A 13,908-nucleotide genomic window follows, 5' to 3' on the forward strand; every position below is an offset into this window, starting at 1 on the left:
TGCCGATAATAAATTATCGATTGGTCACTCAGTTCATTGAAATCAATGTGATTCCTAAGAATCAATTTTGATATTCATCAACGAGTGCCCACACAGATTGATAGGTTTAAATTGTTAAAGAGCTTTCCCTTTGAGCTTCGCTCAAATCGGACGGCCATTTTAGCGATTTAAGTTTTAGTGTCAACCACTATTTTCAAAACTTTTTTCAAGCGCTTGGCTTGGCTAATTTGGCTTTCTGATTCGTTTTGGTTTCCTAAGAAGCCATCCCGTGTCAGCGAGGTGGCATTATAGAGATCAGCATCACGTTGGCAAGGCCTTTTTTAAGTTTTTCTTACTTTTTTGATTGTTCGAGCGTTTTTTGTTCAAAACGTGCCATTTTCACTAGTATTCTCGACAATTAAAGGCTTAAGGTGCCTATGTAAAGGAGGATTTATGAGTTCAATACGTAGTTACAAAGGTATATCACCTCAGATCGGACATGGTGTCTATATAGATACAAGCTCAGTACTTGTTGGTGATATCAAAATCGGTGATGACTCTAGTGTATGGCCTTTAGTCGCAGTTCGGGGAGATGTGAACCATATCCATATTGGCGATAGAACCAATATCCAGGACGGCAGTGTTCTCCATGTTACCCATAAGAATGCTGAGAACCCTGAAGGTTACCCTCTATTAATAGGTAATGATGTCACTATCGGCCATAAAGTGATGCTGCATGGCTGCACGATTAAAGATCGTGTACTCGTGGGTATGGGCGCTATCGTATTAGATGGTGTGGTCGTCGAACAAGACGTGATGATTGGTGCAGGAAGTTTGGTTCCACCTAACAAGGTACTTGAAAGTGGTTATCTATATGTAGGAAGCCCAGTTAAACAAGCACGCCCACTGAATGATAAGGAACGTGCTTTCTTACAGAAATCAGCTGACAACTATGTTCAGAATAAAAACGACTACCTAGACTCTGTGCTTCCCGTTTAAAGCGCTTTGATCTGAATTCTATTAGAGGAGTCATACTCCTCTTCTTCTATTAGCTTTTCTGCTAACTCTTCAATATCAAAACGAAGCTCTGCAAAGATAGCCAACGCTTGTCCACCTTCTTCGATGTCTTTGCCTGATAATCGTGACAATTCTTCAATCGACACTACGCACTCAATAAGCGCGCCTGACTGCTGAGCTGAAAAAATTATAGATTGACTCTCTTCATGCCAGTCTTGGGTATCTGGAAATAGGATTGATTGATTCATTGTTATAAATACCTTGTTATACCTCTAGGTTCTTACGTAATTCTCTTAGAATCTGTTTTGTTCCCGGGCGAAGACCACGCCACAACATAAAACTCTCAGCCGCTTGTCCTACTAACATCCCCAAGCCGTCATAAGCAGCATGAACACCATTATCTAATGCCCATTGGTTGAATACCGTGTTGCCCGAACCATAAACCATGTCGTATACGACACTATTGCTGTTGAAGATAGTTGGAGAAACATCTGGTAATTGACCACTTAGGCCTGATGACGTTGAGTTAATAATGACATCAAAGCTTTCATTCACATCACTAAGCCCCATCCCTTTTATGTTTCCATGCGCAGCAAACATATCAGCTAACAGTTCAGCCTTTGAACTGGTGCGGTTAGCCACCACTAATTGCTGCGGCTTTTGATCAAGCAGAGGTTGAATCACTCCTCTTGCAGCACCACCAGCTCCAAGCAGGAGAACTCGGGTCCCCTCTAATACCACTTGGTGTTGAAGTAAATCTTGAACAAGCCCCTCACCATCGGTGTTATCACCAATGATTTCTCCGTCATCTAACTTCTTAAGGGTATTTACGGCACCAGCTAGTTGAGCTCTTTCAGTCAATCGATTAGCAAACTGATAAGCATCTTCTTTAAATGGTGCAGTGACGTTACACCCTCTCCCACCTTCACTAAAAAAGGCTTTAGCCGAGGTAATGAACTGGCCATGTGCTGGCTGTAGTGCTGTATAGGTAAGTTGTTGGTTAGTTTGGCGAGCAAATAACGTATGGATGAATGGCGATTTGCTTTGCCCAATAGGGTTACCGAAAACGGCATAACGATCTACTTGCTGTGTCATATCCTTGCCTAACAGAAATAATAAAAAGGGTCATCTATATAGATGACCCTATCACTATCCCTATAAGGAGGGAAGAACTACCAAGCTTGAGGTTTTAGGTAGTCGCTATAAAGCAACGCTTCTGGTGACCCAGCTTGAGGTTCGTAACGGTATTCCCAGCGAGCCAATGGCGGCATAGACATCAAGATAGACTCTGTGCGCCCGCCACTTTGTAGGCCAAACAAGGTGCCACGGTCATAGACTAGGTTGAATTCAACGTAGCGACCGCGACGGTATAGCTGGAAGTCACGCTCACGTTCACCATAAGGTGTTTCTTTACGACGCTCAACAATAGGTAGGTACGCCACAGCATAGCCTTCACCAACAGCCTGCATGTAAGCAAAACTCTTTTCAAAGCCCCACTCGTTTAAGTCATCAAAAAACAAGCCACCAACACCACGCGTTTCATCACGGTGAGGTAGATAGAAGTACTTATCGCACCACTCTTTGTGTTCTTGATACACGTTATCACCAAATGGCGCACACAGATCTTTAGCAGTTTGATGCCAAGACTGACAATCTTCATCGAAAGGATAGAATGGCGTTAAGTCGAAACCACCACCGAACCACCAAATAGGGTCTTCGCCTTCTTTTTCGGCAATAAAAAATCGAACGTTAGCATGAGAGGTTGGGATATAAGGGTTTTTAGGATGGATAACTAACGACACCCCCATTGCCTCAAATTTACGTCCGGCTAATTCAGGGCGATGTGCCGTTGCTGAAGCGGGCATTGCCTTACCTGCAACGTGAGAAAAGTTTACACCACCTTGTTCAAAGACCGCACCGTCAGTCATGACACGAGTACGACCACCGCCACCAAGGCGATCGCCAGGTTCGCGTTCCCATGCATCTTCTTTGAATAGTGCACCACCATCAGCTTGTTCAAGCTGTTGGCAAATCGAATCTTGTAGGCTCAGTAAAAACTGCTTTACTGCTTCTTTATCAATTGCTGACATTTTACTTTCCTTTGCAAGGTTTAACCCTGTCTTAATATTTTCGATGTTTTTGCATCTCTGATCTCGCTCGGCTTGTCACGACCACCCGTTTTCCCTTCAAGAATCGCAACCAAGTGTTGGCCAAGTTGCTGTTGTACTTCTTCAGTCGTCATACAAGGTGGTTCGCCCGTCAGGTTAGCACTGGTAGAGGTTAACGGCTTGCCGAATTCATTACATATTCTTTGAACCAAAGGGTGATCCGTCACTCGTACAGCGATTGAATCAAACTGACCACTCACCCAATCTGTCACTTTAGCACTGGCTGGCATGATCCAAGTGACCGGCCCTGGCCATGTTGCTTTAACCGTCGCAAGTTGCTCACCGGTCAGTTGGCTTTCATCAATATAAGGAAGCAGCTGCTCGTAACTTGCAGCAATCAAGATCAAGCCCTTTTCAACTGGACGCTGTTTTAACTCGAGTAATTTCTTGATGGCATGTGGATTATCAGGATCACAACCAACCCCAAAAACGCCTTCGGTCGGGTAAGCAATGACTTCGCCCTGTTGTAATGCCTGCAATGTATGTTGAAAGTTATCCACGGGTTGCCTCATTAAGTCAGTTATCGAACTCGCTAAGTGTACAAATTATCATTCACTGTGACTAAAGCTATTTGTTTATAAATTGTATCAATTGGCAATTTAGACCTACGCAAACGTTTTCCTTAGGCAATTTTACCCGTATAATGCGCGCAAAATATCTAATCACTAATTAAATCGTACCTGAAGGAGTTTGAGATGACTGTCGGTATTATCATGGGTTCTAAATCTGATTGGCCAACAATGAAGCTAGCTGCGGACATGTTGGATCAGTTTGGCGTAGCGTACGAAACAAAAGTGGTTTCAGCTCACCGCACACCTCAGTTGCTTGCAGACTACGCAACCAGTGCGAAAGAGCGCGGTATTAAAGTCATTATTGCTGGTGCTGGCGGTGCTGCCCACCTACCAGGCATGGCGGCGGCTTTCACAAGCGTACCTGTACTTGGTGTTCCAGTTCAGTCTAAAGCGCTGAAAGGCATGGATTCCCTACTGTCTATCGTGCAAATGCCAAAAGGCATCGCGGTAGGTACTCTGGCTATCGGTGAAGCAGGTGCAGCGAACGCTGGCATCCTAGCTGCTCAAATCATTGGTACACACAATGAAGAAGTAATGGCAAAAGTAGAAGCATTCCGCTCTGAGCAAACAGAAACGGTACTTGCTAATCCAAACCCTGCAGAGGACTAAATCCCATGCATGTTCTTGTGTTAGGCGCGGGCCAACTTGCTCGCATGATGTCCCTAGCTGGGGCACCGCTGAATATTGAAATTTCTGCTTTTGATGTTGGCAGCAAAAATATTGTTCATCCATTAACGCAAGCAATTCTAGGCAAAGGCTTAGAAAATGCAATTGAGCGCGCGGACGTCATTACTGCTGAGTTCGAACACATCCCTCATGATGTGCTTGAAGTATGTGAGCGCAGCGGTAAGTTTTTACCGACCACAGAAGCGATCAAAGCTGGCGGTGACCGTCGCCTTGAAAAAGCGCTGTTAGACAAAGCGAACGTGAAAAACGCAAAGTACTACGTGATTAATTCTCGTGAAGACTTTGACGCTGCAATTGCTCATGTTGGCCTACCGATGGTGTTGAAGAGCACACTTGGCGGCTACGATGGCAAAGGCCAGTGGCGCTTAAAAACATTAGACAAAGTTGAAGCAACTTGGACAGAAATGGCCGAATGCATTGCTGCAACCGACAATCAAGCAATTGTGGCAGAAGAATTTGTTCCGTTCGACCGTGAAGTATCACTAGTTGGTGCTCGTGGAACTAGTGGAGAGGTTCAAGTTTACCCATTGGCAGAAAACGTTCACACCGATGGCGTATTAAGCCTATCGACTGCAATTGATGATATTGAGCTGCAAGAACAAGCGAAGGCCATGTTTACCGCGGTTGCTGAGCGCTTAGATTATGTTGGCGTGCTAGCACTTGAGTTCTTTGAGGTTCAAGGTTCACTGTTGGTTAACGAGATTGCACCACGTGTTCATAACTCAGGCCACTGGACACAGCAAGGTGCAGATACTTGTCAGTTTGAGAATCACCTTCGTGCGGTCTGTAGAATGCCACTAGGCAGTACCAAGCTGATTCGTCCAACCGCAATGATCAACATCCTTGGTGAAGATACTCTACCTGACGCTATTTTGGCTCAAGGCGGTTGTCATGTGCATTGGTATGGTAAAGAGAAACGAGCAGGCCGTAAGATGGGCCACATTAACGTGAGCGCAGACTACAACGCCGAACTGCAAAGAACATTATGTTCTCTGGCTGATATCCTCGACAAAAAAGCATATCCAGCTATTCATGAATTTGCTGAGCAGATGAAATAAGCCAGCATGGCTTTGTTAGTTTAGATACAAAAAATGGCGCTCAGTGAGCGCCATTTTTATTTCTATAACCTGAGGCTATTCAGATTGAATGTGATGACATTTGCGGTCCGCACATTGCTTTTTCATCCCGTGAGCTGTTTTCTTCTCAAGTAACAGGGGGAACTGACACGCTTCACAACGACCGATAATAGGTGGCTGGTTTACTGCAAACTTACACTTAGGGTAGTTATCACACGCGTAGAAAGTTTTGCCGTAGCGAGATTTACGCTCGACCAAATGGCCTTTGCCACATTCAGGACAACCAACCAAAGGCTGCTCTTCAGGTTGTTCTGTAGGCTGGTCTAAAGATTCGATGTGATTACACGCAGGGTAGCTGCTACAACCGATAAACATGCCGTAGCGACCTTGCCTCAACACCAACTCATTTTGGCATTTAGGGCACGGTACACCCAGCTCTTTCACTACATGGCCATCGTTTTGGTGCAAAGGCTTGATGTAATCGCAACTCGGATATTGCTTACAGCCTAAAAATGGGCCGTGCTTACCGTGGCGAAGCTGAAGCTCTCCGCCACACTGCGGACACGGTTCATGCTTTAGTGCATGTTCATGTGCTGAAAAAAGCTGATTATCAATCTTACTACTCATGATAAGCCTGTATTAATGCAAGATACCTTGCTCTTTGGTGTACAACAGCTCTTCCATTTGCGTGTAAGCACTTTCATTACCCGGTACATTGAACAGTACCATCAAGATAATCCACTTCAGATCATCCAACTCAAATTCATTGGTCTCTAACCCCATCACACGATCAATCACCATTTCACGAATCTCTGTCGTGAGGACGTTGATCTGCTCGAGGAACAACAAGAAACCGCGACACTCCATATTAATACGTGATACCTCTTTACTTGTGTAAACACGCATCGAGGTATTAGAGCACATAGTAATAGCCGCTTGGTTATCGGTGTCTTGCAGTGCAGCAAGATCTTCTAACCAATGGAGAGCCTTATAAATATCATCTTGGTGAAACCCTGCTCGAAGAAGTTCATCTTCAAGTTCGTCTTGATCCACCTGCAATTCAGAATCGCTATGGATGTAGGTTTCAAACAAGTACATCAGTATGTCCATCATCATAGCTAGCCTCTCCCCTTTCGAATATAGCCACCGGAAACTGCAACAACATGCCCTGAGAGCTCAAGCTCTAAAAGCTGCATCATGACTTCATGCACAGATATATGGGTTCTCTGTGCCAAAATATCAACGGGTGTCACCTCTAATCCTACGTTAGCTAACAGATGTGGAAATGGCAATTGTTCATTTTCTTCCAAGCTTGGCGCAGGTTCGAATAAATTAGGCTGTTGATCTATAGACCAGTCTAACAGACTCTTTATTTCAACCAATACATCTTGAGCACTCTGTACCAAGCAAGCACCAGCTTTAATTAAGCTATTACCTCCGCGGCTCATTGGGCTATGAATAGAGCCTGGAAGCGCGAATACTTCACGTCCTTGCTCCAAAGCGTAGCGAGCAGTAATTAGTGAACCACTCTTCTCTGCAGCCTCGATCACCAAGGTTCCTAACGATAAGCCACTAATAATACGATTGCGACGCGGGAAATGTTCAGGTCGCGGTTTAGCACTTGGACGAAACTCTGAAATTAGCGCCCCGCTTTCACATATCCGAGCCGCGAGGTTTCTGTGCCGCGCAGGATAAATAGAGTCCAAGCCAGACCCCAGCACAGCAAAGGTTTCTCCTCCTTTTTCTAGCGCACCATCATGAGCATAACCATCAATACCCAACGCTAAACCGCTGGTGACAATCAAGCCATTTTGTACAAACTCTTTAGCAAATGATTTCGCAGTCTGTAAGCCTTCAATGCTGGCATTACGGCTGCCGACCATAGCGATTTGAGGTTCTATCAGTTTTTCAACGTTGCCCTTAACGAAAAGAACTGTGGGCGCCGAGGCAATCTCACCAAGTAATTTAGGGTAGTGTGGGCAACTTGGAGTCAGGATGTAATGGTTGGGTTGTTTAGCCTGCCAAGCAAGACAGGCTTCCACCTCTCTTGGGACTTGATCTCGTAGATAGGAGATTTGTTTGGTTGATAAACCTAGTGCTTGTAGCTGTTGCCCTGAGTAACCAACAATGTTTAAAGGAGAATCAACACTCAGTAAGCGAGCAAGACGCTTTACACCCAGTTGCGGAATAAAGCTTAACGTTAACCAAGCGATCAATTGCTGTTCGTTCACTCGCTTCCCTCTTCCGTCACAGCTAGATCCAAAGGAGATACCGCTAGAATGTCATTGCTCACTGGCTTTGAACTTTGAGTGATCAGGGCTAGGCTAAAATACTCATCAGGCCGAATGACCATAAGGCTGCCCAGCGAGGTACTTGGTAGCTGAATCTTATTACTCGCTGCAGACTCTTTGTAGCTGTATTCACCTTGTTTGCCAAACACGACAGCACCACTTTCACTGAGAGTAAACATAGAGCCTTGGCGAAGGTTATCCTGCAAGCCTTTATTGATTACCACCACCTGATTTTTCGCGCTGTACTGATTACCCTCAAGAGAGCCTAAAATATTGGCAAACTGCCCCGCAGCACTGGGGGTAGGATAAAACGTAGTAGAAAGATTTACTTGGTCGACGCCCAGTTCGGGGAGTACTAGGTCATTAAGTAGAACTTCTTGCAGCTGAGTGTCTATCTGTAGGCTGCTGAACTCATCATCGACTTCTTTTAAGCGCGCAGTGGCAACCAAGCGCAAAGAAGTGATACTCGCTTGAGGGTGCTGCCTTTGATAAGTCTCAACGGCGCGGTAGATACCCCATTTAGGATGCTGCTGGTTTCCAGATATGAATAATCGGTCTTCCCCAGACAAGAAGCGTTTTCCATCGCTTGTTCCCAACACTCGTTGCGCTGATTCAATATCTTGCTGCTTAACTAAGCGATCAGACTGCAAATAAGGCAACACCAACCCCTCATTCACAGTAGGCACTGCTTTCTTCTCCGAGACATGAATCTTAGGGCTGAGTTTGATAACAGGCTTGAAGCTCAACACAGGTTCACCATTAATCCAAACCAACGACAACTTGTCTCCGGGATAAATAAGGTGAGGATTTTCTATCTCTGGATTCACCTGCCATAACCTTGGCCACAACCAAGGGCTATCGAGATACATTGCTGAGATATCCCACAACGTGTCGCCCTTAACCACCACATAGGCTTCAGGCGCACCTCGCTTAATGGTTAAAAGTTGCTCACTATTTTCTGCCACCACGACAAAAGAAATTGAGGAAAAAACAAGCGATAAAGTGGAGTAAATATGACGCATGACCTAGCTTCCTTGGTCTGTATATTTGGAGAATTACCATCAGGATGCTGTCATTTGACCTCTAAAATGTCTAGAATTGAGCCAACAAGGTTAAAGCTGTTTCGGCACAGTTCAATATTTCGAGTGTATATGTCTGTATTACAAGTATTAACATTACCAGATGATCGTCTACGTACCGTGGCGAAACCGGTAAAAGAAGTTACCCCAGAGATTCAAAAGTTCGTTGATGACATGATTGAAACCATGTACGACGAAGAAGGTATCGGCCTTGCGGCAACGCAGGTAGATTTCCACCAGCGTATCGTAGTAATTGATATTTCAGAAACGCGTGATGAGCCAATGGTTCTTATCAACCCTGAGATTATCGAGAAGCGCGGCGAAGATGGTATCGAAGAAGGTTGTCTATCTGTACCTGGCGCTCGAGCTCTAGTACCTCGCGCTGCAGAAGTAACGGTTAAAGCACTAGACCGTGACGGCAACGAATTCACCTTCGACGCTGATGATCTTCTGGCTATCTGTGTTCAGCACGAACTTGACCACCTAGAAGGCAAGTTATTTGTTGATTACCTATCTCCACTTAAGCGTAAACGTATTCAAGATAAGCTGGCGAAAATCAAACGCTTCAATGAGAAGCAAGGCAAATAATCGCAGCTATTAGTAAATTAAGAAGGAAGCCTACCTTGAGTCAGTCTTTAAGAATTGTCTTCGCAGGTACTCCGGATTTCGCCGCCCGTCACTTGGCGGCGTTGTTGTCTTCGGAGCATGAAGTAATTGCGGTTTATACTAATCCAGATCGCCCTGCAGGCCGCGGAAAAAAACTATCTGCGCCACCAGTAAAACAACTCGCACTTGAGCACGAAATTCCGGTTTATCAACCAGAGAACTTCAAGTCAGATGAGGCTAAGCAAGAATTGGCAGCCCTTAATGCCGATATTATGGTAGTGGTCGCTTATGGTATGTTGCTACCACAGGTGGTACTTGATACACCTCGCTTAGGTTGTATCAATGTACATGGCTCTATCCTACCGCGCTGGCGTGGTGCTGCTCCGATCCAACGCTCTATCTGGGCAGGTGATAAAGAAACTGGTGTTACGATCATGCAGATGGATATCGGCCTAGACACAGGTGACATGCTGAGTATCGCTACGTTACCAATCGAAGCAACAGATACTAGCGCATCTATGTACGAGAAGTTAGCGGGCCTTGGCCCTGACGCTCTTGTTGAGTGTTTAGCTGACATTGCTTCTGGCAAAGCGGTCGCTGAAAAGCAAGACGACGAACTTGCGAACTATGCGAAGAAGCTAAGCAAAGAAGAAGCGCGTATCAACTGGAGTGACGACGCGGCTCATATTGAACGCTGCGTTCGCGCTTTTAACCCATGGCCAATGAGCCACTTTGAAGCTGCAGAAAACAGCATTAAGGTATGGCAAAGCCGTGTATCAGAGCAAACCTCTGATCAGCCTGCAGGTACTATTCTGCAAGCCGATAAAACTGGTATCTTTGTAGCAACCGGGCAAGGTGTACTTGTTCTTGAGCAGCTACAAGTTCCAGGTAAGAAAGCCATGTCAGTTCAGGATATCTTGAACTCTCGTGCAAGCTGGTTTGAAGTTGGAACTCAACTTTCTTAACCGCTTAAAAGCTGCCATCACGCAGTTTAGAAAACCTTTACGAGGGCAGAGATGCCCTCACGTATTCAAATAAATATTCGGTACCCCTCATGAATGTTCGCGCTGCTGCTGCAAATGTCCTATTTCAAGTTGTCGATAAAGGCCACTCTCTTTCACACGCTCTCCCTGCGGCTCAAAAAACAATCCGCCCGCGAGACCATGCTCTATTGCAAGAGATTTGCTACGGCGCACTTCGTTACCTGCCTCGCCTAGAGTCAATCGCTAACGAACTGATGGAAAACCCGCTTAAAGGTAAAAAGCGAGTATTCCACCACCTAATTTTGGTGGGCATTTACCAACTGAGCTTCATGCGCATCCCTTCGCATGCAGCTGTTGCGGAAACGGTTGAGGGCACAAAAACACTGCGTGGTCCAAGCCTAAGTGGTTTGATCAACGCAGTATTACGTAGCTATCTACGTGACCAAGAAGAACTGGATGAAAAAGCTGTTAGCCATAACGCGGGCAAATACGGCCACCCAAGCTGGATTCTAAAAATGCTTCAAGAGAGCTACCCAGATCAATGGGAGCAACTGATTGAAGCCAACAACAGCAAGGCACCAATGTGGCTGCGCGTAAACCGCCAACACCACACTCGTGACGAGTATGTTGAACTGCTTAAAAACGAAAACATTGAATACACCCTGCACTCAGAAGCAGCGGATGCAATAAAATTAGCTTCACCTTGTGATGTAACTTTATTGCCAGGCTTCGACAAAGGTTGGGTTTCAGTACAGGACGCCGCGGCTCAGCTTTCGGTTGATTACCTAACACCAAAAAACGGTGAGCTAATCCTAGACTGTTGTGCAGCGCCAGGCGGCAAGACCGCACACATTCTTGAGCACACTAACGACACAGAGGTGGTTGCGATTGACTGTGATCTTAAACGCTTAGACCGCGTTTACGATAACCTTGAGCGCCTACAACTGCGTGCCGACGTAATTTGTGGCGATGCTCGCTACCCTGAAGAGTGGTGGATGGGCGATAAGTTCGATCGTATCCTACTTGATGCACCTTGTTCTGCGACTGGTGTAATCCGTCGTCACCCAGACATCAAATGGCTGCGTCGTGCATCTGATATAGAAGCGCTAGCGGAATTACAAAGTGAGATTATGGATGCAATGTGGCGCCAGCTGAAAGAAGGCGGCACCATGGTTTACGCAACATGTTCTATCACGCCACAAGAGAACGTTCTGCAGGTGAAAGCATTCCTAGAACGTACTGAGAACGCAACGCTAGTTGGGTCTGATATCGAAAATCCGGGTCGTCAAATACTGCCTGGTGAAGAAGATATGGATGGCTTCTACTACGCAGTTCTAGTAAAACAGGCATAACAATTAACAGCGGCTAAGAATTTTATTTCTTAGCCGCTGTTTCTTTCTAGTGCATTATCAAAGCAAAATGAGAACACTAGAATTACAACGGCAAAAATAAGAGAAAGGCTATGAAGATCATTATCCTAGGTGCTGGACAAGTAGGCGGTACCCTTGCTGAAAACCTAGTGGGTGAAAACAATGACATCACGATCGTCGACCGTAATGCCGACCGACTGCGTGAACTTCAAGATAAATATGACCTTAGGGTTGTAAACGGCTATGCCAGCCACCCAAATACACTACGTGAAGCGGGTGCACAAGATGCCGACATGTTGGTTGCAGTAACCAACATGGATGAAACTAACATGGCCGCGTGTCAGGTTGCCTTCTCTCTTTTTAATACGCCAAACCGAATTGCACGTATTCGTTCTCCAGAATATCTAGAAGAGAAAGAAGCGCTGTTCAAATCAGGTGCAATCCCTGTCGATCACCTGATCGCGCCGGAAGAGCTGGTTACCAGCTACATTGAGCGTTTGATTCAATACCCAGGCGCACTACAAGTGGTGAGCTTCGCAGAACAGAAAGTCAGCCTAGTGGCGGTAAAAGCCTACTACGGTGGTCCACTGGTTGGTAATGCCCTATCTGCTTTACGTGAGCACATGCCACACATCGATACACGTGTGGCGGCAATCTTCCGTCAAGGTCGCCCTATTCGCCCACAAGGCACCACCATCATTGAAGCCGATGATGAAGTGTTCTTTGTCGCGGCAAGTAACCATATCCGCTCAGTAATGAGTGAGCTACAGCGCCTAGAAAAACCGTACCGCCGCATCATGATTGTTGGTGGTGGTAACATCGGTGCAAGCCTAGCGAAACGCCTTGAGCAGAGCTACAGCATCAAGCTTATCGAGCGTAGCTACACACGTGCAGAGAAGCTATCTGAAGAATTAGAAAACACCATCGTATTCTGTGGTGATGCAGCAGACCAAGAGCTACTCACCGAAGAGAACATCGATCAGGTTGATGTATTCATTGCCCTAACCAATGAAGATGAAACCAACATCATGTCTGCAATGCTGGCCAAGCGAATGGGTGCTAAGAAGGTAATGGTACTGATTCAGCGCGGTGCCTATGTAGACCTTGTACAAGGTGGTGTGATTGACATTGCAATCTCCCCACAACAAGCGACCATTTCTGCCCTACTTACTCACGTTCGCCGTGCTGATATTGTTAACGTATCTTCTCTTCGTCGCGGTGCTGCTGAGGCTATCGAAGCGATTGCCCACGGTGACGAAACCACATCTAAAGTCGTTGGCCGAGCAATTGGCGATATCAAGCTACCACCGGGTACCACCATTGGTGCCATTGTTCGCGGAGAAGAGGTGCTTATCGCGCACGATAGAACCGTGATCGAACAAGATGACCACGTAGTAATGTTCCTAGTAGACAAGAAATACGTACCTGATGTTGAGTCTCTTTTCCAACCGAGTCCGTTCTTCTTGTAGCCTTGTTCTCATAAGTCTTCACGTAACAACGCGCTTAGGCATTAAGCTATGGTCAATTTTCGTCCTATATTATTAGTGATAGGGTTAGTGTTATCAAAACTGGCCCTTTTCATGTACATCCCAACACTAGTGGCCTTCTTTACTGGCACAGGTGGTTTTCTCGAATTCGGTCAATCAGTAGTGATCACGCACATCGTGGCGTTCATCTGCTTGAGTTTAGGCCGCTCTGCTAAGTTCAGACTTGGGGTGCGGGATATGTTCCTGATCACCTCTCTGGTATGGACAATAGCCAGTGCCTTCGCCGCGCTGCCGTTCGTATTCATCAACCACATCAGCTTTACTGACGCTTACTTTGAAACCATGTCGGGGATTACCACAACCGGTTCAACAGTACTGAGTGGCTTAGACAGCATGGCACCAAGTATTCTGCTGTGGCGCTCAATACTGCAATGGCTTGGTGGCATTGGTTTCATCGTAATGGCGGTGGCAGTACTGCCGATGCTCAACGTCGGTGGTATGCGCCTATTCCAAACTGAGTCTTCCGATTGGTCCGATAAAAGTAGCCCTCGAGCAAAAACAGTCGCCAAGAACATCGTAGCGGTTTATCTCGT

General features: G+C 46.0%; 16 protein-coding genes. 8 read left to right on the forward strand and 8 right to left on the reverse strand.

Annotated features, from left to right (window positions below):
* Window positions 1–432 precede the first annotated feature (432 nt).
* A complete protein-coding gene (locus tag A3712_RS18770; RefSeq protein ID WP_063524644.1) occupies window positions 433–978 on the forward strand; it encodes a gamma carbonic anhydrase family protein in 546 nt (181 codons plus the stop codon).
* Here the strand turns inward: A3712_RS18770 and A3712_RS18775 are convergent.
* From A3712_RS18775 to A3712_RS18790, 4 genes are all read right to left on the reverse strand, one after another.
* Window positions 975–1,244, reverse strand: a complete 270-nt coding sequence (locus A3712_RS18775) for a DUF1488 domain-containing protein (RefSeq protein WP_063524645.1) — start codon at window positions 1,242–1,244, stop codon at window positions 975–977. The genes A3712_RS18770 and A3712_RS18775 overlap by 4 nt on opposite strands.
* Window positions 1,245–1,260: 16 nt before the next feature.
* Window positions 1,261–2,091 carry a shikimate dehydrogenase gene (aroE, locus tag A3712_RS18780; protein ID WP_063524646.1) on the reverse strand — a complete coding sequence of 277 codons (831 nt, stop codon included), beginning with the start codon at window positions 2,089–2,091 and terminating at the stop codon, window positions 1,261–1,263.
* 77 nt (window positions 2,092–2,168) lie between these two features.
* Window positions 2,169–3,086: an oxygen-dependent coproporphyrinogen oxidase gene (hemF, locus tag A3712_RS18785; protein ID WP_063524647.1), complete on the reverse strand. Its 918-nt coding sequence runs from the start codon at window positions 3,084–3,086 to the stop codon at window positions 2,169–2,171.
* Window positions 3,087–3,106: 20 nt separating this feature from the next.
* Entirely contained in the window at window positions 3,107–3,664 is a 558-nt protein-coding gene (locus A3712_RS18790; protein ID WP_063524648.1) for an L-threonylcarbamoyladenylate synthase, read from the reverse strand.
* Window positions 3,665–3,859: 195 nt separating this feature from the next.
* Here A3712_RS18790 and purE point away from each other — a divergent pair, with 195 nt between their 5' ends.
* Both purE and A3712_RS18800 read left to right on the forward strand, forming a co-directional pair.
* Entirely contained in the window at window positions 3,860–4,345 is a 486-nt protein-coding gene (gene purE / locus A3712_RS18795) for a 5-(carboxyamino)imidazole ribonucleotide mutase (RefSeq protein ID WP_004739348.1), read from the forward strand.
* Between the two features lie 5 nt (window positions 4,346–4,350).
* Window positions 4,351–5,481, forward strand: a complete 1,131-nt coding sequence (locus tag A3712_RS18800) for a 5-(carboxyamino)imidazole ribonucleotide synthase (RefSeq protein ID WP_063524649.1) — start codon at window positions 4,351–4,353, stop codon at window positions 5,479–5,481.
* A gap of 75 nt (window positions 5,482–5,556) precedes the next feature.
* On the opposite strand, the gene A3712_RS18805 is transcribed toward A3712_RS18800, so the two are convergent.
* Genes A3712_RS18805 through A3712_RS18820 form a run of 4 tightly spaced genes read right to left on the reverse strand, consistent with a single transcriptional unit; the run spans window position 5,557 to window position 8,812 of the window.
* Window positions 5,557–6,126, reverse strand: coding sequence for a DNA topoisomerase family protein (locus tag A3712_RS18805; protein ID WP_063524650.1), 570 nt, complete (start codon window positions 6,124–6,126; stop codon window positions 5,557–5,559).
* A gap of 12 nt (window positions 6,127–6,138) precedes the next feature.
* Window positions 6,139–6,615: a DUF494 family protein gene (locus A3712_RS18810; protein ID WP_063524651.1), complete on the reverse strand. Its 477-nt coding sequence runs from the start codon at window positions 6,613–6,615 to the stop codon at window positions 6,139–6,141.
* A gap of 2 nt (window positions 6,616–6,617) precedes the next feature.
* Entirely contained in the window at window positions 6,618–7,730 is a 1,113-nt protein-coding gene (gene dprA, locus A3712_RS18815; RefSeq protein WP_063524652.1) for a DNA-processing protein DprA, read from the reverse strand.
* The gene (locus A3712_RS18820; protein WP_063524653.1) at window positions 7,727–8,812 is read right to left on the reverse strand and encodes a LysM peptidoglycan-binding domain-containing protein; all 1,086 of its coding nucleotides are present in this window, start codon (window positions 8,810–8,812) and stop codon (window positions 7,727–7,729) included. The genes dprA and A3712_RS18820 overlap by 4 nt, the downstream gene beginning before the upstream one ends.
* A gap of 129 nt (window positions 8,813–8,941) precedes the next feature.
* Here A3712_RS18820 and def point away from each other — a divergent pair, with 129 nt between their 5' ends.
* From def to A3712_RS18845, 5 genes are all read left to right on the forward strand, one after another.
* Entirely contained in the window at window positions 8,942–9,457 is a 516-nt protein-coding gene (gene def, locus A3712_RS18825; RefSeq protein WP_004739338.1) for a peptide deformylase, read from the forward strand.
* A gap of 35 nt (window positions 9,458–9,492) precedes the next feature.
* Window positions 9,493–10,440: a methionyl-tRNA formyltransferase gene (fmt, locus tag A3712_RS18830; protein ID WP_063524654.1), complete on the forward strand. Its 948-nt coding sequence runs from the start codon at window positions 9,493–9,495 to the stop codon at window positions 10,438–10,440.
* An 89-nt stretch (window positions 10,441–10,529) separates the two neighbouring features.
* Window positions 10,530–11,810: a 16S rRNA (cytosine(967)-C(5))-methyltransferase RsmB gene (rsmB, locus tag A3712_RS18835; protein WP_063524655.1), complete on the forward strand. Its 1,281-nt coding sequence runs from the start codon at window positions 10,530–10,532 to the stop codon at window positions 11,808–11,810.
* A 110-nt stretch (window positions 11,811–11,920) separates the two neighbouring features.
* Window positions 11,921–13,297, forward strand: coding sequence for a Trk system potassium transporter TrkA (trkA, locus tag A3712_RS18840; protein WP_004739332.1), 1,377 nt, complete (start codon window positions 11,921–11,923; stop codon window positions 13,295–13,297).
* A 48-nt stretch (window positions 13,298–13,345) separates the two neighbouring features.
* Window positions 13,346–13,908, forward strand: a 563-nt coding sequence (locus A3712_RS18845) for a TrkH family potassium uptake protein (protein ID WP_197465865.1), incomplete at its 3' end; no start/stop codon positions are given.

Source organism: Vibrio sp. HI00D65, from assembly GCF_001635455.1.
Classification (GTDB): Bacteria; Pseudomonadota; Gammaproteobacteria; order Enterobacterales; family Vibrionaceae; genus Vibrio.